Genomic DNA, 21,140 nt, shown 5'->3' with positions numbered 1-21,140 from the left:
CGGCGTTTCTCGTCCGGAACGTCGTTTCTCGTGGAGCCGGCTACGCCTGGGCGGCGGCGGGAGCGGGATCGCCGAGCGGCACGAGGCGCGACAGCTGCGTGACGTGCCGGGGCTCGAGCTCGGCCAGCGCCGCCACCCCGAGAAGCGCCATCGTGCGCTCGATCTCCGTGCGCAGGATCTGGATGGTGCGGTCCACACCGGCGCGCCCGCCGGCCATGAGGCCGTAGAGGTAGGCGCGGCCGATGAGGGTGAACTTCGCCCCGAGGGCGACGGATGCGACGATGTCGGCGCCGTTCATGATGCCGGTGTCGATCATGATGGTGGCGTCCGTCCCCACCTCGCGCACCACGTGGGGCAGCAGGTGGAACGGGATCGGTGCGCGGTCCAGCTGTCGGCCGCCGTGGTTGGAGAGGATGATGCCGTCCACGCCCGCGTCGACGAGTCGCACGCTGTCTTCGACGTTCTGCACACCCTTGATGACGATCTTCCCCGGCCACATCCCCCGGATCACGTCGAGGTCGTCGTAGCTGATCGTCGGGTCCATCGCGGCGTTGAGGAGGTCGCCGACGGTGCCACCGGTGTCGGTGAGCGAGGCGAACTCCAGCTTCGGCGTCGTGAGGAAGTCGATCCACCACCACGGCCGCGGGATCGCGTTGATGATCGTGCCGAGGGTCAGCTGGGGCGGGATGGAGAATCCGTTGCGCTTGTCGCGCAGCCGAGCGCCGGCGATCGGGGTGTCGACGGTGAACATCAGGGTGTCGAAGCCCGCCTCCCCCGCTCGCCGCACCAGATCGTAAGAGATCTCGCGCTGGCGCATGACGTAGAGCTGGAACCAGTTACGTCCGGGAACCGGTCCCTGAGGCTCTCGAAGGGTGGCCTCCTTGACACCCTCGATCGAGGTCGTGCCGAGGGTCGAGAGCGTGAACGGGATCCCGGCCGCCGCCGCCGCGGAGGCCCCGGCGGTCTCCCCCTCGGTCTGCATGAGTCGCGTGAAGCCGGTGGGGGCGATGCCGAAGGGAAGCGCGCTCGGTCCGCCCAGGATCATCGTGGACGTGTCGACATTCTCGGCCGGGCGCAGCACGCTGGGGTGGAACTCGATGTCTTCGAACGCCTGGCGCGCACGGGCCAGCGACAGCTCACCCTCGGCGGCACCGTCGGTGTAGTCGAACGCGGCTTTGGGCGTGCGGCGCTGCGCGATGCGACGCAGGTCCGCGATCGTGAGCGCGCCCTCCAGGCGGCGCTTCTTGGCGTTGAGCTCGGGCGCCTTGAACTTCATCAGTTCGAAGATCTCGGCGGGCTTGGGCAACTGGCGAGTCACCATGCGTTCTCTCCTTCGCGGGGGTGTGCGAGTCCGGCCTCGGCGTAGTACCGGGAGATGTGGGCGCGGACGAGGCGGTGAGCCTCTCCGCCGTCCCCCGCGTCGACGGCGGAGACGATCGCGCGGTGCTCTGCGCGGAGGCGATCGGCGGCGGCATCCCAATCCTCCAGCGCGCTGGCGCCGGCGAGGACGTACGTCTCGATCGCGGTGCGGAGGCCCTCCATCATGGCCGCGACGACGAGGTTTCCCGACGCTTCAACGAGCGTCAGGTGCAGTTGCGCGTCCAGTGCGAGGAATTCCGCCGGCGACAGGTCCGCGGCATCCATCGCGTCGAGCACGGTGTGAGCGGATGCGGTGTCCCGGTCCGGCGCGCTCGCCAGCGCCTCCAGCGCGGCCGTCTCCAGCACGAGGCGCGTCCGCACGACGTCATCGACGGGGAAGCCGTTCGCGGCGACTTGGAGGCGCAGGAGAGCGGAAAGCCCGCCGCGGGGGGTCGCGACGATCATCGCACCGGAGCTGGGTCCGGAGCCGGTGGCGGTGCGGATGAGCCCGAGCACTTCCAGCACCCGCAGCGCTTCGCGCACGCTCGAGCGGCCGACGCCCAACTGCGTGGCCAGCTCGCGCTCGGGAGCCAGCCGATCGCCGGTGGCGAGGCGCCCTCCGCGGAGGTCGGCCTCGATGCGCTCGAGCACGACCTGCCATGCCCGTGGCGCAGCACGCGACGCCATACGACCTCCCTGTGGTCTGACCACAATACCCCCGGCGTCGGCACCGCACAAAGGGCTAGCCTGAGCCCGTGGAGCCCCTGAGCGTCGTGCTGATCCTCGCCGCCGTCAGCTGTGCGGCGTGCTGGGTCCTGTCGCTGGTCACGAAGGATACGTCGTGGGTCGACCGCATCTGGTCGATCGTCCCGGTCCTATACGTGTGGGTGTTCGCGATCGCCACGATCGCCGATGCGCGCGACGCCGGCCGCGCCGTGCTCATGGCTGTCCTCGTGACGGCGTGGGGCGCGCGCCTCACGTTCAACTTCGCGCGCAAGGGCGGCTACACCGGGATGGAGGACTACCGGTGGGCGATCCTGCGCGAGCGGATGAGCCCGGCGCAGTTCCAGGTCTTCAACCTGCTCTTCATCGTGCTGTACCAGAACGCTCTGCTTGTGCTGATCTCGCTCCCGGCGGCCATGGCGTGGGAGCATCCCGAGCCTCTGACGGGGTGGGATGGCGCGCTGGCGATTCTGTTCGTGGCGTTCCTCGCGGGCGAGTTCGTCGCCGACCAGCAGCAATGGGACTTCCACCAGGCCAAGAAGCGCGCGGGCGGAACCCTTGAGCCCGGCTTCCTCACCACGGGACTCTTCCGCTTCAGCCGGCACCCCAACTTCTTCTTCGAGCAGGCGCAGTGGTGGGTGTTCTATCTGATCGGGGCGGTCGCCGCGGCGACGGCGGGCCTGGGCGTGTGGGGCGGCCTGCTGAACTGGACGATCGCAGGACCGGTTCTGCTGACCGTCCTGTTCATCGGCTCGACGATCCTCACCGAGTCCATCAGCGCATCCAAGTACCCCGCCTACGCCGACTACCGCCGGACGACGTCGATGCTGATCCCCTGGCCGCCGCGCCGGTAACCCCCCGTCCAGTCGCCAGCAAACGTCGGGTTCGGAGCGTAAACGCGACGGATTGTGGCGAGTCGACGGGATGGGCGAGGGCTAGGGGCGAGGGGCGTAGCCTGTCGGGTTGCGGCTCTGCCAGTTCCAGTAGTCGCGGCTGGCGTCGTCGATCGACAGGCGCGTGCGCCAGCCCAGCTCGCGCGCGGCCTTCGACGGGTCGCAGTACGTCGCCGCGACGTCGCCGGGCCGGCGCGGCAGGATCCGCGTGGGAAGCTCCCGCCCGACGGCCTTCTCGAACGAGGCGATGAGGTCGAGCACGCTCACCGGCGACCCGGTCCCGAGGTTGTACACCACATAACCCGGTTTGGCCTTCTCGAGCGCGACCACGTGGCCCTCCGCGAGATCGACGACGTGGATGTAGTCGCGCAGGCCCGTGCCGTCGGGGGTGTCGTAATCGTCGCCGAACACGCCGACCTCCTCCAGCGCGCCGATCGCCACGCGCGACACGTACGGCATGAGGTTGTTGGGGATGCCCGCGGGGTCCTCGCCGATGAGGCCGCTGGGGTGGGCGCCCACGGGGTTGAAGTACCGCAGCACGGTCACGTTGAGGTCGGGGTTCACGCGCGCCACGTCCTCGAGGACCACCTCGTTCATGCGCTTGGACTTGCTGTACGCGTTGGAGAGATCCACGCTCGTCGTCGAGTCCTCGGTGAACGGCAGGTCGGCAGGATCGGAGTACACCGTGCCGGTGCTGGAGAACACGAACGAGCGGATGCCGTGGCGCACGCCCGCCTCGACCAGCGCGAAGGTGCTGTCGAGGTTGTTGCGGTAGTACTCCAGCGGAATCCGGGTCGACTCCCCCACCGCCTTGAAAGCAGCGAGGTGGATGACCGCGTCGATCGGGCCGTACTCGGCGAAGACGCTCTCGACGACGTCGCGATCCGTGGCATCCCCCACCACCAGTGGCGCTGCCCTGCCGGTGATCTGCGCCACGCGGTCGGCGGCCACGGCGGACGTGCCCGACAGATCGTCGAGGAGGACGACGTCGTGTCCGGCATCCAGAAGCGCCACGGCGGTGTGCGTACCGATGTATCCGGCGCCGCCGGACAGGAGAACTCGCATACTGCCAGCGTATCCGCCGTCGCCGCTGCCGGTCGGTGCGCGGCGCGCGGAACGGACCTCCGGGATGCCGCTCAGCGGCCGTCCAGACGCCCGCCCGATTCCCGGAGGTAGTCCACCGCGCACATCGATTCGTAGGTCACGACCCCGGTGGACGGCCCCTCGTCGATCGCGACCTGGTCGCCGTCGAAGACGAACCGGCCGTCGACCAGCCGGGCGTTGAAGATCGCCTTGCGTCCGCACCGGCAGATGGTCTTCAGCTCCTCCAGGCTGTGCGCGAGCTCCAGGAGGCGACGCGAACCGGGGAAGGCTTCGGTGCGGAAGTCGGTGCGGATCCCGTATGCGATCACCGGGATGTCATCGAGCACGGCCACCCGCAGGAGGTCGTCCACCTGCTGCGGGGTGAGGAATTGCGCCTCGTCCACGAGGAGGCACGCGATCGGACGATCACCGGCCACGGCCGCGAATACGGCGCGCGCGTCGTCGCCGGGGCCGAGAAGGAAATCGGCCGGCCGGGCCACCCCGAGGCGGCTCTCGATCTGCTCGGCGCCCTTGGTGTCGATCGCCGGCTTCGCGAGCAGCACCTCCAGCCCGCGCTCTTCGTAGTTGTACGCCGCCTGCAGCAACCCGGTCGATTTGCCCGAGTTCATCGCGCCGTAGCGGAAGTACAGCTTCGCCATGCGCGGTCTACGCCGTGAGGGCCAGCGTCTGAGCGGTCTCGCTCGTGATCTCCCGCGCCACCTCGGGGCGGGGGTTCAGGGTCTCGCCGTAGCTGGGGATGAGTTCCTTGAGACGCCCTTCCCACTCCGGCATCCGGTCGGGGAAGCACGTCTTCAGCAGGCCCAGCATGATCGAGACGGCGGTGGATGCTCCCGGAGACGCGCCGAGCAGACCCGCGATGGAACCGTCCTCCGCGGTGACGACCTCGGTGCCGAACTGCAGGACGCCACCCTTCTTCGGGTCGCGCTTCATCACCTGTGCCCGCTGCCCGGCGTTGAGCAGCTCCCAATCCTCATCCTTGGCGGTCGGCATGAACGTGCGGAGGCTGTCGACCTTCTTCGCGTGGTTCTTCAGCAGCTCGCCGACCAGGTACTGGATGAGGCTGGGGTTGTCGATGGCGACCTTCAGCATCGGCCACAGGTTGTGCGGTCGCACCTGCGACACGATGTCGAGCATCGAACCGTTCTTGAGGAACTTGGGGCTGAACGTCGCGAAGGGACCGAACAGCAGAGAGGTCCCGCCATCCACGACGCGCGTGTCCAGGTGCGGCACCGACATGGGCGGCGCACCCACGGATGCCTGGGAGTACACCTTCGCCCTGTGCTGCGCGACGATCGCGGGATTGGAGGTCTTCAGCCACTGACCGCCGATGGGGAACACGCCGTACCCCTTGATCTCGGGGATCCCCGAGCGCTGCAAAAGCTTGAGCGCCCATCCCCCGGCCCCGACGAAGACGAAGCGCGCGCGGATGGTCCCCGGCGTCTTGCCCACCGTCCCACGGTAGGTGGCGAGCCACGTTCCGTCCTTCTGGCGCTTGAGCTTGCGAACCTCGCAGTTGGTCACGACATCGGCGCCGGCGTCCGCGAGGTGGTCGAAGAGCTGGCGCGTGAGGGCACCGAAGTCCACGTCGGTTCCCGAGGGCACCCGGGTGGCCGCGAACGGCTCGTCGCTCTTCAGCCGATTCTTCATCAGCAGGGGTGCCCACTGGTGGATGACGCGGGAGTCTTCGCTGTACTCGATGCCGGCGAACAGCGGCTCCTTCTTGAGCACCTCGTAGCGCTTGCGAAGGAACGCCACGTCCTTCTCCCCGCGGACGAACGTCATGTGGGGGGTGGCGTTGATGAACGTGGACGGAGCATCCAGGACGCCCTCCTCCACGAGCGTCGACCACAGCTGGCGACTCTGCTGGAACTGCTCGTTGATTGCGATCGCCTTCGCGGGATCGATCGTGCCGTCAGGGCCCTCGGGCGTGTAGTTCAACTCGCACAGCGCGGCGTGCCCGGTGCCGGCGTTGTTCCACGCGTTGGAGCTCTCCTGGGCGACTGCGCTCAGGCGCTCGCAGACCACGATCTTCCAGTCGGGCTGGAGATCCTTCAGCAGCGTTCCCAGGGTCGCGCTCATGATCCCGCCCCCGATGAGCAGGACGTCGACGTTTTCGGTCACCCGACGATTCTAGGCGGGCAGCTCCTGCTGTCTCGACATCGAGAGATCCGACCGCTCGACGTCGAGAGAAGCGCGGGCGGTTCAGGCGGCGGCGCTGAGACGAGCGGCGACGATCTCGGCGATCTGCACGGCGTTGAGGGCGGCGCCCTTGCGCAGGTTGTCGTTGCTGATGAACAGCACGAGGCCCTTGCCCTCCGGCGCCGACTGGTCGGCGCGGATGCGGCCGACGTACGTCGGGTCGTTCCCGGCGGCCTGCAGCGGCGTCGGCACCTCCTCGAGGGTCACGCCGGGGGCGGAGGCGAGCAGTTCACGCGCGCGCTCGGGGGTGAGGTCACGGGCGAACTCGGCGTTGATGCTCAGCGAGTGACCGGTGAACACCGGCACGCGCACGCACGTCCCCGCCACGCGCAGGCCCGGGAGTTCGAGGATCTTGCGGCTCTCGTTGCGGAGTTTCTTCTCCTCGTCGGTCTCGTTGAGGCCGTCGTCGACCAGGTTGCCGGCGAAGGGGATGACATCGAACGCGATGGGCGCGATGTAGTTGTCCGGCTGGGGGAAATCCAGCGCGGAGCCGTCGCGCGCGAGACGTTCCACATCGCCCTGCGCGAGGACGCCCTCGACCTGACCGAGGAGCTCCTGCACACCGGAGATGCCCGACCCGCTGACGGCCTGGTAGGTGCTGATGATGAGTCGCTCCAGGCCCGCCTCCGCGTCGAGCACCTTCAGCACCGGCATCGCGGCCATGGTGGTGCAGTTGGGGTTGGCGATGATGCCCTTGCGCGCGTCCTCGATGGCGTGCGGGTTGACCTCGCTGACCACGAGAGGCACGTCGGGGTCCATCCGCCACGCGCTGGAGTTGTCGATGACGAGGGCTCCGGCCTCCGCGAACCGCGGGGCGTGCGCCCGTGAGCCCGTGGCGCCGGCGGAGAAGAGGGCGATGTCGATCCCGGCGAGGTCGGCCGTGGCGACATCCTCGACGATCACGGCCTTGCCCTGGAAGACGACGTCCGACCCGGCCGAGCGAGCCGTGGCGAAGGCGCGCAGCTCGCGGACGGGGAATCCGCGTTCCTCGAGGATGTCGAGCATCGCCCCGCCGACCTGTCCGGTGGCGCCGACGACGGCGAGGGAGAGTCCTGAGTCGGAGATGCGGGTCATGACGGTGTACCTCGCTGGCCTCGGATGCGCCGGCGCGGGGCCGTCGCACGTGGGGATGCCGCGGGATCGCGGTGGCCCGATTCTAGCGGCGCGAGAGCTCCGCCCTCCCGCGGCGGCCTGATCCGACGTGTCGCCGCCGGATCACGGCGGGCCGTTCAAAACTCAGGAGATCCGGCCGGGATGACGCGTCAGCGGGCCGGGCGCTGGGCGTGTCTCCTGAGTTGTGAACAGCTCGGGGCTGCGGGAGGCGGCGGGCTCAGCGGCCGCTGCCGGCGTAGACGGTCGCCTCCACGTCGCCGTCGAGGCCGTACGCCGAGTGCACGACGCGGGCGGCCTCGGCCAGGTCATCGCCGCGGAGCACCACCGAGATGCGGATCTCCGAGGTGGAGATCATCTCGATGTTCACCCCGGCGACGCTCAGCGCCTCGAACAGGGTCGCCGAGACGCCCGAGTGCGTCCGCATCCCCGCGCCGACGACGGAGAGCTTCCCGATCTGGTCGTCGTGCACGAGGCTCTCGAAGCCCACAGCGGACTGGTCGGCCGCCAGCGCCTTCAGAGCGGTCGCCGCATCCGTCTTGGGCAGCGTGAAGGAGATGTCGGTGCGGCTGGTGGCGGCGGCCGAGACGTTCTGCACGATCATGTCGACGTTGGCGCCGGACTTCGCGACGATCTTGAAGATCTCCGCGGCCTTGCCCGGCACATCGGGCACGCCGATGACGGTGATCTTCGCCTGGCTGAGGTCGGTGGCGACGCCGGCGACGATGGGCTCTTCCATGGGGGCTCCCTCGGGGATGAGGTGGGACGTGCGGGAGGGGTCGAGCACCCAGGTGCCCTCGCCCGAGCTGAAGGTCGAGCGCGCGTGGATGATGACGCCGTGGCGGCGGGCGTACTCCACCGCGCGGATGTAGAGGACCTTCGCGCCGTTGGCGGCGAGCTCGAGCATCTCCTCGCTGGAGATGCGGTCGAGCTTGCGGGCGCGGGGCACGACCCGGGGGTCGGCGGTGAAGATGCCGTCGACGTCGCTGTAGATCTCGCACACATCGGCCTCGAGCGCGGCGGCCAGGGCGACGGCGGTGGTGTCGGACCCGCCACGGCCGAGGGTGGTGATGTCGCGCGTGTCGCGATTGAACCCCTGGAACCCGGCCACGATCACGATGGCGCCCTCATCAAGCGCTTCGCGCAGACGCACGGGCGTCACATCCACGATGCGGGCCGCGCCGTGGGTCCCGTCCGTGATCATGCCGGCCTGGCTGCCCGTGAACGAGCGCGCCTCGAAGCCCATCGAGTGGATCGCCATGGCCAGCAGCGCCATGGCGATGCGCTCTCCGCTGGAGAGCAGCATGTCGAGTTCGCGGGGGGCGGGGATCGGGGCGACCTCCGCAGCGAGCTCGAGCAGCTCGTCGGTGGTGTCGCCCATGGCGCTCACCGCGACGACCACCTCGTGACCGGCCCGGCGGGTGTCGACGATCCGCTTGGCGACGCGCTTGATGCTCTCGGCGTCAGCCACGGACGATCCGCCGTACTTCTGGACGATCAGCGCCACGTTCGATCTCCCGGGACCTGTCGCCGGCTGCCGCCGACGCTGAGCGGGCGGATGCCACGCCCGACGCACCATCTTACGGACGCACGGATGCCGCGGCCGACATACGGCCCGCATCCTCCGGCGTCCACGCGCCGGGGAAGGACGGGCGTCCGCGTCGGGTGGCGGCGGGACGGGCGCGCCGGAGGCGGGTCAGCCCGGGGCGACCGGGGGCGCTACTCGGGAGCGCCGGCGAATCCGCGTGGTGCCGCCGGTGGCGGCGAGCCAGCATCCCGCGATCACGAGGGGGAACCCCAGGAGGAGCCCCCACGAGAGGGATTCGCCCAGGATGAGCACGCCCAGCGCGATCGCGACGACGGGGTTCGCATAGGTGAACAGCGTCGAGCGAGCCGGACCGACCTCGGCGATGAAGGCGAAGAACGCCAGGAATGCCAGCGCCGTGCACAGCACCGCCAGCGCCGCCGCGGCGAGGAGGCTCGTGGTGGTGGGCGGGGTGTGCTGCGTGAGGAGCGCAGCCGGCAGATACGCGATACCGACGACCAGCAGCGACAACGTCACCGCGCCCAGCGTCGGCACGTGCGACAGGCGTTTGGTCACGATGAACGGCGCGACGGCGTAGCAGATCGCCGCCAGCAGCACCTCTCCGGCGGCGATGAGGCCGCCCGATCCGGAGCCGAGGGCGAGACCGGGCCCGGCGACGATGACAGCGACACCCGCGAACCCCACCACGAGCCCGGTGGCGCGCAGCGGACCGAGCGCTCCGCGATCACCGGCGGCGAAGGCGAGAATCGCGCCGAAGAGGGGAACGGTGGCCACGAGCAGACCCGTCATCCCCGACGACAGGGTCAGCTCGGCGTGGCTGAGCAGGAGGTACGCCGCGGCCATCTCGAGAAGTCCGAAGAGGAGCACCCAGCGCCACGCGCGGAGCGCCTGTCGCAGCACGCCGCCGCGGAGCGCGAACGGCAGGAGCAGCAATGCGGCGCCGAGAGTGCGGATGCAGACGACCGCCGGCGGTGAGAGCGAGTCCACCGCCTGCTTGATGAACAGGTACGGCATTCCCCACAGCACGGCCATCGCGACGAAGAGGAGCCAGGCACGCCGGCTGAACCCGGTGGTGCTGTCGCTCACAGGGTCCGTCGTCCCTCGAAGGCCCGGCCCAGCGTCACCTCGTCGGCATACTCGAGATCGCCGCCCACGGGCAGGCCCGAGGCCAGCCGCGTGACGCGGATCTCGAGCGTGTGCAGCAGACGGCTCAGGTACGTCGCGGTGGCCTCGCCCTCCAGGTTCGGGTTCGTGGCGAGGATGACCTCCTGCACCGTGCCGTCGGCCAGTCGCTGCATCAGCTGCGTGATGCGCAGATCGTCGGGCCCGACGCCGGCGATCGGGCTGATGGCGCCGCCGAGCACGTGGTAGAGACCCCGGAATTCGCGCGTGCGCTCGATCGCCGCGACGTCCTTGGCGTCCTCGACGACGCAGATGAGGGTCGCAGTGCGGCGAGGGTCTCGGCAGATCGAGCACCGATCCTGCTCGGACACGTTGCCGCACACCTCGCAGAACCGCACCTTCTCGCGCACCTCGGCCAGCAGCTTCGCGAGGTGCGACACGTCGAACGACGGCGACTGCAGGATGTGGAAGGTGATCCGCTGTGCCGACTTCGGGCCGATACCGGGGAGCCGGCCGAACTCGTCGATCAGGTCTTGGACGATGCCGTCATACATGGGTCAGTTGAACCTCGTCGGCGCCTGGTGGGGTTCTTCCCGGACGAAGTTCGCACCGAGCACCTGCCGGACCACCGCTTCGCCGTAGCGCTGCACGCCCGGGCGCGCCGGCGGCGCGATGCGCGGGGCCACGACCGGCGGAACGGGGGCGTCGCGGAGGTCTTCTGGAGCGGGCAGGTCTTCGGGCTCGTCCTCGGGCGGGGCCTCGCCGGGGTCGCCGTCGGGCAGCACATCGCCCTCGCGGACCCGGGAGAGAGTCGCGACCGCCCGCGCGGCGGGCGCGGCGTCTTCGGGTTCGTCGTCGACGGGGAACTGCGCCACCGCGCCCCGCGCCTCGGGGGGCGGAGGCGGTGCGTCGAAATCGTCCGGCGGGGTGGACGGAATGGGCGCCACGGCCCATTCGGTCACGGGGGCGGTGGATGCCGCGGTGGGGCGCCGCGCGGGCCGCTCCGGCGGTGCGGACTCGGGCGGCGGCGCGGACTCGGGCGCCGGCGGCGCGCTGCCGCCCGGGCCGTCGCCGTCGTGCTTGGCGAGGAACTTCACCCGGATGCCCAGGACGCCGAGGATCGCCTGCCGCAGGTCTTCGCTCGGGCCGTTACCGGCCGCCCTCTTCTTGAACGCCGACAGGTCGCTCTGACTCGCGAACGAGAGGGTGAGCACATCGTCATCCAGGTCGATCACCCGCGCGCCGGAGGCGAGCAGCCAGGACGATCGGCTGAGGGTCTCGAGCCGGCCGAGCACCTCCGGCCAGGCGTCGCGCATGCGCTGGGCGGTGAAGGGGCCGGCGGCGGCGGGCGGCGCGAACTCCGTCTCGGCCTCCGCCGGTGCCCCGGCGGGCTCGGCGATGGGGACGGGCGGGTCGGCGGGAGGCGCGGCCGTCTCGTCGCGCTGCGGCGGCTCGGCAGCGACCCGCGGCTGCGCGGTGGCGGGCTCGTCGTCGCGCGCTCCCCGCTCAGCAACGGCGGTGGCGGGAGCGGGAGCGACCGGGGCCCCCGCAGCACGGGTCGAAGCCGGGGCGGCAGCCGGGACCGTGGCGGCAGCGCGAGCCGGGGCAGCGGCCGGAGCCGGCGCAGCGGCAGGTGCCGGCGGAGCGGCCGGAGCCGGCGCAGCGGCAGGTGCCGGGCCGGCCGGTGCCGGCGCAGCGGCGCCGCGCGACGTGCGCGCGAGAACCCGCGCGACGAGCAGCTCGAGCTGGAGACGCGGCGATGTCGCTCCGGTCATCTCATCCAGCGCCGCGACGACGAGATCGGCAGTTCGCGACAGACGGTCGGCGCCGAACACGGCGGCCTGGCGTCCCATGCGCTCGAGCTCCTCCGCCGGCACTCCGCGCAGCACCGCCGAGGCACCCTGCCCCGTCGCCGCGATGACGATGAGGTCGCGGAGCCGCTCGAGCAGGTCGTCGACGAATCGGCGTGGGTCCTGGCCGGTCTGCACGACGCGGTCCACGGCGGTGAAGGCCGCCGCCGCATCCGCCGAGCCGAACGCGTCGACGACCTCGTCGAGCAGTTCCGCGTGCGTGTATCCCAGCAGCGCCACGGCGCGCTCGTAGCGGACCGTCACGAGCCCGGAATCGGCCGACGGGTCGGAGCCGGCGATGAGCTGGTCGAGCAGCGAGAGGGTGTCGCGGGGCGATCCGCCGCCGGCGCGCACCACGAGCGGAAGCACGCCCGGTTCCACCGCCACGCCCTCGGTCTCGCACAGCTCCTGGACGTACTCGAGCATGGCGGCGGGCGGCACGAGACGGAAGGGGTAGTGGTGCGTGCGCGATCGGATGGTGCCGAGCACCTTCTCCGGCTCGGTCGTGGCGAAGATGAACTTGACGTGATCGGGCGGCTCCTCGACCAGCTTCAGCAGCGCGTTGAAACCCTGCTGCGTGACCATGTGGGCCTCGTCGAGGATGAAGATCTTGAAGCGATCGCGGGCCGGGGCGAAGATCGCGCGTTCCCGCAGGTCGCGCGCGTCGTCGACGCCGTTGTGGCTGGCGGCATCGATCTCCACGACGTCCAGCGAGCCGCCGCCGCCGCGGCCGAGCTCCACGCAGCTGTCGCACGTGCCGCACGGGGTGTCGGTGGGGCCCGCGGCGCAGTTGAGGCACCGGGCGAGGATGCGGGCGGAGGTGGTCTTGCCGCAGCCTCGCGGACCGGAGAAGAGGTACGCGTGGCCGACGCGATCACTGCGCAGTGCGGTCATCAGCGGCTCGGTCACCTGGGACTGCCCGATCATCTCGCCGAACGCCTCAGGGCGGTAGCGGCGGTACAGGGCGGTCGTCACGCAACCAGCCTACGGTGTGCCGCAGACATCCCGCCCGCCGTTCCCCAGGTGGACGAGACGGCTGCGCCGACGCAGCCGACTCACGCCCGAGGTCCGGCTCAGCTGTCGACCCCGAGGGACTGGACCTGCATGTCCTGCATATCGTCGCCCACCACCGGGATCGTGGCCGTCACGGTCGGGACCGAGACCGACAGGAACGTGCCATCCTCACGACGAGCGTCGGCGAACTGTCGCAGGGAGGGCTTGCCCGGGATGACCGGACCCTGCCCGAGCAGCGGCACCTCGACGCGTCCGCCGCCGTGGACGGTGTACCCGACGCCGCGGACGGAGAACTGGACGGGGTCGCCGTCGCCCGCCTCGATCGTGAGGAGATCGCGGGTGAGGGTGATATCCAGCCGCGTACCGTGCCAGTGCAGCACGTACGCCAGCGACGGCCACTCCGCCGGGAGGCGCGGGTCGAACGTGAGCTCGCCGAAATGGTCGCGCATGCCACCGAAGCCCGACACCAGCGCGGTCCACACGCCACCGGCGGAGGCGACGTGCACGCCGTCGGCCGCATTGTGGTGCAGATCGCCGAGGTCGACGAACAGGGCGTCGCGGAAGTACTCCAGCGCGAGGTTCTGGTAGCCGACCTCCGCGGCGAGGATCGACTGCACCACCGCGGACAGGGTCGAGTCGCCGGTGGTCAGCGGGTCGTAGTACTCGAAGTCGGCGAGTTTCTCATCGTCGGTGAAGTGGTTGCCCTGCAGGAACAGGGCCAGCACGACGTCGGCCTGCTTGAGCACCTGGTACCGGTAGATCACGAGCGGGTGGAAGTGCAGCAGCAGGGGACGCTGATCGGCCGGGGTGTGCTCGAGGTCCCAGATCTCCTTCTCCAGGAACACCGCATCCTGCGGGTGGATGCCGAGGGCCTCGCTGTAGGGGATGTGCATGGCCTCGGCGGCCCGCTCCCACATCTCCGGCTCCGAGGGGTCGAGGTTCATCCGCTCGACCATCTTCAGGTAGGCGTCGTGGTCGGCCTCCTCCATCTCCCGCACCGTGCGCGCGGCGAAGCGGAGGTTGAAGCGGGCCATGACGTTCGTGAACAGGTTGTCGTTGACAACCGTGGTGTACTCGTCGGGGCCGGTGACGCCGTGGATGTGGAACGTCTCCCCCTCGCCGTCGATGACGCCGTCTCCCGACCGCCAGAAGCCGAGGGTGGCCCACAGCCGCGCGGTGTCGACGGCGATGTCCACGCCCTCGGAATCGAGGAAGTCCACGTCGCCGGTGGCGCGCACGTACTTGGCCACCGCGAAGCTCACGTCGGCGTTGATGTGGTACTGGGCGGTGCCGGCGGCATAGTACGCCGACGCCTCCTCGCCGTTGATCGTGCGCCACGGGAAGAGCGCCCCGGCCTCGTTCAGCTGGTGTGCGCGCTTGCGGGCCGCCGGCAGCATCAGGTACCGCATCCGGATCGCGTTCCGCGCCCACAGCGGCGTCGTGTACGCCAGGAACGGCAGGACGTAGATCTCGGTGTCCCAGAAGTAGTGGCCGGAATAGCCCGAGCCGGTCACGCCCTTCGCGGGCACGCCCTGCCCGTCGGCACGCGCCGTCGCCTGAGCGAGCTGGAACAGGCACCAGCGGGTCGCCTGCTGGAGGTCGGGGTGCCCCTCGATGCGGACGTCGGAGCGATCCCAGAACGCGTCGAGCCATGCGCGCTGACGCCTGAAGAGCTCGTCGACGCCGAGCGCCTCGGCGCGGTCGAGACCGCGGCGGCACCGGTCCAGGAGCTCGCCCGTGGGGACGCCCCGCGAGGTGTGATAGCTGACGAGTTTGGTCAGGGTCGTGGGGACCCCCGCGCGCGCCTCGACGCGGAAGACGTTCTTGGCGATGTCGGGCTCGATGAGTCGGCGCGCGGTGTAGTCGTTCTCGGTCTCGAGGATGTTGTCGGCGATGACGGCCAGGGTCATGCCCGACTCGCTCACGCGGTAGGTCAGCGCCGAGCGGTCACCGTCCTGCCAGTACTCCTGCGGCTGGAGCACCCGCTCCTGCAGCTTCTCGGTCTTGCGAGGATCGAACCCGGACCGGCTCTTCTTCCCCGCCATGGGGGATCCGCCGTAGATGCCCTCGCCGTCCTGCCGGTTGATCAGCTGCGAGCTGATCGTCACCGGAGCGTCGGCGTTGAGCACCGTGACGGTCAGTCTCATCACCGCGAGGTGCTTCTCCTCGAACGACACGAGACGCTCGTCCTCGAGCTCGACGTGCTTCCCCGACGGGGTGACCCACTGCACGCGCCGACGCAGCACGCCCTCGCGCATGTCGAGGACTCGCTCGTACTCGCGCACGTCCGCGACATCGAAGGACAGCGGCTCGTCGTCCACGTACACGCGGATCACCTTCGCGTCCGGCGCGTTGATGATCGTCTGCCCGACCTCGGCGAACCCGTAGGCCTGCTCGGCGTGACGGATCGGGAAGATCTCGTGGAAGCCGTTGATGAAGGTGCCCTGCTCCTGCGCGAACCGGCCCTCCGGATGGTTTCCGCGCAGTCCCAGGTAGCCGTTCCCCACGGAGAACAGCGTCTCGGTCACGCCGGCGTCGTCGAGAGACCCCTCGGTCTCGATGAGCTGCCACTCATCGACGGGAAACCGACCTCGATCGATCATTTACGGCCTTCCACTGCGGAGGAATCGGGATGCCTCAATGTCAGTCTACGAACGCGGAGAGGTCCTGGACGACGACGGTGGCCCCGGCGTCGGAAAGTTCCTCTCCCCCGGCGCCGCGGTCGACCCCGACGACGACGGCGAAGCCGCCCGCCGCGGCCGATTGCACCCCGCTGAGGGCGTCCTCGATGGCGACCGACCGCGACGGGTCGACCCCCAGCATCCGGGCCGCTTCGACGAAGACGTCGGGGGCCGGCTTGGACGCGAGGTGGTCGCGCTCGGCGATCACGCCGTCCATGACGACGGGGAAGCGGTCGCGGATTCCGGCGGCCGCGAGAACCTCTTCGGCGTTCTTGGAGCTGGAGACGACCGCGATGGGCACGCCGGCGGCCTGGAGCTTGTCGATCAGCCGGACCGACCCCGGATAGGGCGCGATGCCCTCCGCGCGCAGCACCGAGGCGAAGACGAGGTTCTTGCGATTGCCGATGCCGCAGACGGTGTCGGCCTCTGGGGGGTCGGACGGCTCTCCCCACGGCACCTCGACGTCGCGGCTGCGGAGGAGACCGGCCACCCCGTCGTATCGCTTCTTTCCGTCGAGATACTCGAAGTAGTCGCGGTCGGTGTAGGCCGGCTGGATGTTCCACTGCGCGAACAGCTGCTCGAACATCGTCCGCCACGCGTGCATGTGCACCTCCGCGGTGGGGGTCAGCACACCATCGAGGTCGAACAGGACGGCGTCGTAGGCGGTGAGATCGGGCAAGGGGGCGTGGGTTCCGTCGGGCACGGATTCAGCGTAGTTCGCCCGGACACACGAGGGCGCGGCGGCTTGCGGGGCCGGCGGCGGCCGGTCAGAGCCCCGCGACCTGCAGCGTCTGCCGGGCGATCTCGAGTTCTTCGTTCGTCGGCACGACGAGAACGGTCACCGCCGACGCATCCGTGGAGATCACGCGGATGCCGCGCTGCCGCGCCGCATTGCGGTCGGGGTCGATCTCGATACCGGCGAACCCGAGGGTGGCGAGCGACTCCGCACGCACCTCCGGGGTGTTCTCCCCCACCCCCGCCGTGAACGAGATGACATCGACCCCGCCCAGCTCGGCGAGGTAGGCGCCCGCATACGCGCGGAGGCGGTGGACGTAGACGTCCCACGCGAGAGTGATCTGCGGATCGCCCGCGTCGACGCCCGCGCGGATGTCGCGCATGTCGCTGACACCGGCGAGTCCGAGCAGCCCCGAGCGCTTGTTCAGCAGGTCGTCCAGGTCGGCGATGGACATGTCGGCGCGGCGGGCGAGGTGCAGGAGCACGGCGGGGTCGAGGTCGCCCGAGCGCGTGCCCATGACGAGGCCCTCCAGGGGGGTGAGGCCCATCGACGTGTCGATCGAGCGGCCCCCGTCGATCGCGGTCACCGACGCGCCGTTCCCGAGGTGGAAGACGATCTGCTTGAGCTCGTCCAGCGGCCGGCCGAGGAAGGCTGCGGCGGCCGCGCTGACGAACTGGTGGCTGGTCCCGTGGAAGCCGTACCGGCGGATGCGGTGCGCCCGCGCGAGGTCGGCGTCGATGGCATAGGTGTAGGCGGCCGGGGAGAGGGTCTGGTGGAAGGCGGTATCGAAGACGGCAACATGCGGCACGTCGGGAAAGGCCGTGCGCGCCGCGACGATGCCGGCGAGGTTGGCGGGGTTGTGGAGCGGCGCGAGGACCCCGAGATCGGCGATGTTGATCTCGACGAGGCGCGTGATCAGGGTCGGCTCGTAGAAGCGGGCGCCGCCGTGCACGACACGGTGCCCGACCGCGACGGGCGGATGCTCCCGGAGCGAGGGGCCGTGCGCCGCGAACGCGTCGAGCATCACCTGGAAACCCACGGTGTGATCGGGGATCTCCCGGTCGATCCTGTACGTCGCATCCGTCACCGTCAGGGCGGGCTCCTCCGCCCCCGCCGTCAGTGCGGCGGAGGAGACCGTGTGCCGCGCAGCCCCGGATGCCTGGCCGATGCGCTCGACGAGTCCGGTCGCCAGCACCTCCTCGGTCTCGGTGTCCAGGAGTTGATACTTGAACGACGACGAACCGGAGTTGATCACGAGCACCGCGGTCATGCGTCCCCCTCCCCCGTCCCACGCGGGTCGAGGAGGTCGGAGGAGCCGCCCTGAGCCTGGATCGCGGTGATGGCGATGGTGTTGACGATGTCATCGACGAGCGCGCCGCGCGAGAGGTCGTTGATCGGCTTGTTGAGGCCCTGCAGCACCGGCCCGATGGCGACAGCCCCGGCCGAGCGCTGCACCGCCTTGTAGGTGTTGTTGCCGGTGTTCAGGTCGGGGAAGATGAACACCGTCGCCCGTCCGGCGACGTCGGACCCCGGCATCTTCGCCTGCGCAACGGCCGCATCGGCGGCCGCGTCGTACTGGATGGGCCCTTCCACCAGCAGCCGGGGGGCGCGCTCCCGCACGAGCGCGGTGGCGGCTCGCACCTTCTCCACCTCGGCGCCCTTGCCCGACTCCCCCGTCGAGTACGACAGCATCGCCACCCGCGGATCGATGCCGAACTGGTCGGCGGTCGCCGCCGAGGAGATCGCGATGTCGGCGAGCTGCTCGCTCGTGGGATCGGGGATGACGGCGCAGTCGCCGTACACGAGCACCCGATCGGCCAGCGCCATGAGGAAGACGCTCGAGACGACCGAGACGCCCGGCCGCGTCTTGATGATCTCGAACGCCGGGCGGATGGTGTGGGCCGTGGTGTGCGCGGCGCCCGAGACCATCCCGTCGGCCATACCGAGGTGGACCATGAGCGTGCCGAAGTACGACACGTCGGTGACGGTGTCCGCGGCGCGGTCGTACGTCATGCCGCGATGCGCGCGGAGGCGTTCGTACTCGCGCGCGAAGCGGTCGACGTGAGACGGATCGAACGGGCTCACGATGCGCGCGGCGGCCAGGTCGATGCCGAGCTCGGTCGCGCGCCCGCGCACCTCGCTCTCGTCGCCGAGGATCGTCAGCTCCGCGATGCCGCGGGCCAGCACCGTGGCCGCCGCGCGCAGCACCCGGTCGTCGTTGCCCTCCGGGAGCACGATGTGGCGGAGATCGCGGCGGGCTCGTTCGACGAGTCCGTACTCGAACATCAGCGGCGTGACGACGCTGGGCCGGGCGACACCCAGGGAGCGCGTGAGCTCGGCCGTGTCGACGTGCCGCTCGAAGATCGCCAGCGCCGTGTCGTAGCGACGCTGGGAATCGGCGGCGAGGCGGCCTCGCGTGTTCATCACGCGCACGGCGGTGTCATACGTGCCGAGGTCGGTGGCGATGATCGGCAGCGACGACCCGAGGCCGTCGATCAACCGGTCGATCGGCTCGGGCAGGGGGAACCCGCCGTTGAGCACGATGCCGGCGAGCGAGGGGAACGTGCCGGAGGAGTTGGCCAGCAGCGTCGCCAGCAGCACTTCGGCCCGATCGGCGGGGATGACCACGACCGCCGACTCCGTCAGCCGCGGCAGGACGTTCACCATCGACATGCCGGCGACCACCACCCCGAGCACCTCCCGGGTGAGGAGCGCCGGGTCGCCCTTGACGAGTTCGCCGCCGACCGAGCGCAGCACACCGCGCACCGACGGGGCGACGAGGAAACGATCCTCAGGCAGTGCCCACACCGAGACCCGCCGCCCCGGCACGGCGCGGGCGCTCTCGGTGTCGACGATGTCGCGGAGCGCCGCGACGGCCTCATCGAGCCGCTCCGGGTCGGCGCGGTTCACCACGACGGCGAACAACTCCGCACGTTCGTGGGCGAGTTCGACCAGGGCCAGCGATGCCGCCTGACCGACTTCCTCGGGCGTGCGGGCCGTGCTGGTGCCGAGCTGTTCCCCCTGCCCCTGTCCCGCGCGGCCGCCGAGGACGAGAAGAACGGGCGCCCCGAGGTTCGCGGCGATGCGCGCGTTGTAGCCGAGCTCGGCCGGACTGGACACGTCGGTGAAGTCACTGCCGATCACCACCACCGCGTCGCACTGGGCCTCGACGGCCTTGTACCGTTCGACGATGCGGCCGAGCGCCGCATCCGGGTCCGACCTCACGTCGTCGTAGCTGACGCCGATGCAGTCGTCGTAGTCGAGGTCGACCCCGTCATGGTCCAGCAGCATCTCGAGCACATAGTCCCGCTCGGCCGTGGAGCGGGCGATCGGGCGGAACACCCCGACTCGCGGCGTCGCGTGACTGAGCGCGTCGAGCACCCCGAGCGCGACCGTGGACTTGCCCGAGTGGCCTTCTGCCGACGTGATGTAGATGCTCTGCGCCACGGTTCCACCCTAGGCGCGGCGGGCGGTCGACGCCCGGGGGGTTGCGTCACGATCGCGCCCGCGCACCCGGGCGTGCGGCAAAAAAGAAAGACTCTCCGCGCACCCAGCAGAGCCCGGTTACCCTTGCTACGTTTCCGTCCTGGGGGAGTTGGCCTGGATGCCGCCACGCGGAGAGCCGCCATCACTCTACCGGGTCCGCCGGCGCCCTCCCAATGCGGCCGGAGGGTTGCCCCGCTCCCGCGGCCGCAACAAGGGCAGGTTTCTCCCAGCCTCGGGTATCGATCGCGGGGTTACGATCAGGTAACGACGGGCGGCGGCGCCCATCGCCCCGACCCGAGGGACCGTATGAACGAGACGGCGACGACCGCACACGCCCCGGCGACCCAGGCGCTCACCCGCGAAGACTTCGGGCAGCTCACCGGCAGCATCCTGGCGTCCATCTCCCGCGTCATCGACGGGAAGCCGGATGCGGTGCGCTCGGCGCTGGTCAGTCTCCTCGCCGAGGGGCACCTGCTGATCGAAGACGTGCCGGGCGTCGGCAAGACGATGCTGGCGCGGGCATTGGCCGCCTCGATCGACGCCGGCGTGCGTCGCATCCAATTCACACCCGACCTCCTGCCGAGCGACGTCACGGGCGTGTCGGTCTTCAACCCGGTGGACCGCGAGTTCGAGTTCAAGCCCGGGGCCATCTTCGCCAACGTCGTGATCGCGGATGAGATCAACCGGTCCTCCCCCAAGACGCAGTCGGCCCTGCTGGAGGCCATGGAGGAGAAGCAGGTGACCGTCGACGGACGCACCCACCTCCTCCCCGACCCTTTCCTGGTCGTCGCGACGCAGAACCCTCTCGAGATGGAGGGCACGTACGCGCTCCCGGAGGCCCAACGCGACCGGTTCATGATGCGCATCTCCATGGGGTACCCCGACGCGCGCAGCGAAGCCCTCATGCTGCGCCAGCGCGACACCGTGAACCCGCTCGAGGGGATCCGACCGGTCGTAACCGCCGCGCGCGTGACCGAGCTGATCGCGTGGGCGCGCGCCGTGCACGTCTCGCCCGCCGTGGAGGATTACGCCGTGGCGCTCGCACAGGCCACCCGTTCCCACCCCGATCTGCGGCTCGGGGCGAGTCCTCGCGCCACCCTGCAGCTCGTGCGCGCCGCGAAGGTGTGGGCAGCCCTCGATGGACGCTCCTTCGTGATCCCCGACGACGTGAGCGCGCTGCTTGCCCCGGTCTTCGCCCACCGCCTCATCCCCCGTCGCGCCGCCGCCGGGGGCCGGTCCTCGATCGACGTGATCGCAGCGGCGCTCGAGCGGATCGTCGGCTCCGTCCGCGTCCCGCTGGCGGTGCGCACGTGAGAC

The 21,140-nt window shown here is 70.3% G+C and carries 16 protein-coding genes and 1 other RNA gene; 2 read left to right on the top strand and 15 right to left on the bottom strand.

Going from position 1 to position 21,140, the window contains the following annotated elements; genetic code table 11:
• Window positions 1-40 precede the first annotated feature (40 nt).
• Both AC2DGY_RS04615 and AC2DGY_RS04610 read right to left on the bottom strand, forming a co-directional pair.
• Window positions 41-1,321 carry an alpha-hydroxy acid oxidase gene (locus tag AC2DGY_RS04615; RefSeq protein WP_484508527.1) on the bottom strand — a complete coding sequence of 427 codons (1,281 nt, stop codon included), beginning with the start codon at window positions 1,319-1,321 and terminating at the stop codon, window positions 41-43.
• On the bottom strand, window positions 1,315-2,046 hold the full coding sequence (locus AC2DGY_RS04610; protein WP_484508526.1) for a FadR/GntR family transcriptional regulator: 732 nt from the start codon (window positions 2,044-2,046) through the stop codon (window positions 1,315-1,317). Before AC2DGY_RS04610 ends, AC2DGY_RS04615 begins: the two co-directional genes overlap by 7 nt.
• A gap of 68 nt (window positions 2,047-2,114) precedes the next feature.
• Between AC2DGY_RS04610 and AC2DGY_RS04605 the strand changes: the two genes are divergently transcribed.
• Window positions 2,115-2,936, top strand: a complete 822-nt coding sequence (locus AC2DGY_RS04605) for a DUF1295 domain-containing protein (RefSeq protein ID WP_484508525.1) — start codon at window positions 2,115-2,117, stop codon at window positions 2,934-2,936.
• A gap of 81 nt (window positions 2,937-3,017) precedes the next feature.
• On the opposite strand, the gene galE is transcribed toward AC2DGY_RS04605, so the two are convergent.
• The 13 genes from galE to ffs all read right to left on the bottom strand — a co-directional run bounded on the left by galE (window position 3,018) and on the right by ffs (window position 19,964).
• Window positions 3,018-4,040 carry a UDP-glucose 4-epimerase GalE gene (galE, locus tag AC2DGY_RS04600; protein ID WP_484508524.1) on the bottom strand — a complete coding sequence of 341 codons (1,023 nt, stop codon included), beginning with the start codon at window positions 4,038-4,040 and terminating at the stop codon, window positions 3,018-3,020.
• A gap of 71 nt (window positions 4,041-4,111) precedes the next feature.
• Window positions 4,112-4,717, bottom strand: a complete 606-nt coding sequence (locus AC2DGY_RS04595; RefSeq protein ID WP_484508523.1) for a thymidine kinase — start codon at window positions 4,715-4,717, stop codon at window positions 4,112-4,114.
• 7 nt (window positions 4,718-4,724) lie between these two features.
• Window positions 4,725-6,200: a malate:quinone oxidoreductase gene (locus tag AC2DGY_RS04590; RefSeq protein ID WP_484508522.1), complete on the bottom strand. Its 1,476-nt coding sequence runs from the start codon at window positions 6,198-6,200 to the stop codon at window positions 4,725-4,727.
• Window positions 6,201-6,281: 81 nt separating this feature from the next.
• Window positions 6,282-7,352: an aspartate-semialdehyde dehydrogenase gene (locus AC2DGY_RS04585; protein ID WP_484508521.1), complete on the bottom strand. Its 1,071-nt coding sequence runs from the start codon at window positions 7,350-7,352 to the stop codon at window positions 6,282-6,284.
• A gap of 256 nt (window positions 7,353-7,608) precedes the next feature.
• On the bottom strand, window positions 7,609-8,895 hold the full coding sequence (locus tag AC2DGY_RS04580; RefSeq protein WP_484508520.1) for an aspartate kinase: 1,287 nt from the start codon (window positions 8,893-8,895) through the stop codon (window positions 7,609-7,611).
• A 189-nt stretch (window positions 8,896-9,084) separates the two neighbouring features.
• On the bottom strand, window positions 9,085-10,020 hold the full coding sequence (locus tag AC2DGY_RS04575; RefSeq protein ID WP_484508519.1) for a DMT family transporter: 936 nt from the start codon (window positions 10,018-10,020) through the stop codon (window positions 9,085-9,087).
• On the bottom strand, window positions 10,017-10,610 hold the full coding sequence (recR, locus tag AC2DGY_RS04570) for a recombination mediator RecR (protein ID WP_484508518.1): 594 nt from the start codon (window positions 10,608-10,610) through the stop codon (window positions 10,017-10,019). The genes AC2DGY_RS04575 and recR overlap by 4 nt, the downstream gene beginning before the upstream one ends.
• Window positions 10,611-10,613: 3 nt before the next feature.
• Entirely contained in the window at window positions 10,614-12,881 is a 2,268-nt protein-coding gene (locus tag AC2DGY_RS04565) for a DNA polymerase III subunit gamma and tau (RefSeq protein ID WP_484508517.1), read from the bottom strand.
• Between the two features lie 98 nt (window positions 12,882-12,979).
• Entirely contained in the window at window positions 12,980-15,523 is a 2,544-nt protein-coding gene (locus tag AC2DGY_RS04560; RefSeq protein WP_484508516.1) for a glycoside hydrolase family 65 protein, read from the bottom strand.
• 40 nt (window positions 15,524-15,563) lie between these two features.
• Window positions 15,564-16,304 carry an HAD family hydrolase gene (locus AC2DGY_RS04555; protein ID WP_484508515.1) on the bottom strand — a complete coding sequence of 247 codons (741 nt, stop codon included), beginning with the start codon at window positions 16,302-16,304 and terminating at the stop codon, window positions 15,564-15,566.
• Window positions 16,305-16,368: 64 nt separating this feature from the next.
• Window positions 16,369-17,607: an acetate/propionate family kinase gene (locus AC2DGY_RS04550; protein WP_484508514.1), complete on the bottom strand. Its 1,239-nt coding sequence runs from the start codon at window positions 17,605-17,607 to the stop codon at window positions 16,369-16,371.
• On the bottom strand, window positions 17,604-19,784 hold the full coding sequence (gene pta / locus AC2DGY_RS04545) for a phosphate acetyltransferase (protein WP_484508513.1): 2,181 nt from the start codon (window positions 19,782-19,784) through the stop codon (window positions 17,604-17,606). Before pta ends, AC2DGY_RS04550 begins: the two co-directional genes overlap by 4 nt.
• An 83-nt stretch (window positions 19,785-19,867) precedes the next feature.
• Window positions 19,868-19,964, bottom strand: an RNA gene (ffs, locus tag AC2DGY_RS04540) — signal recognition particle sRNA small type.
• Window positions 19,965-20,129: 165 nt separating this feature from the next.
• Here ffs and AC2DGY_RS04535 point away from each other — a divergent pair.
• The gene (locus AC2DGY_RS04535; protein ID WP_484508512.1) at window positions 20,130-21,137 is read left to right on the top strand and encodes an AAA family ATPase; all 1,008 of its coding nucleotides are present in this window, start codon (window positions 20,130-20,132) and stop codon (window positions 21,135-21,137) included.
• Window positions 21,138-21,140: the final 3 nt, after the last annotated feature.

The organism is Microbacterium sp. Z6_144, from assembly GCF_057197625.1.
The sequence above is the reverse complement of the archived record's forward strand: the minus strand, read 5'-3'. Positions and strand labels throughout refer to the sequence as shown.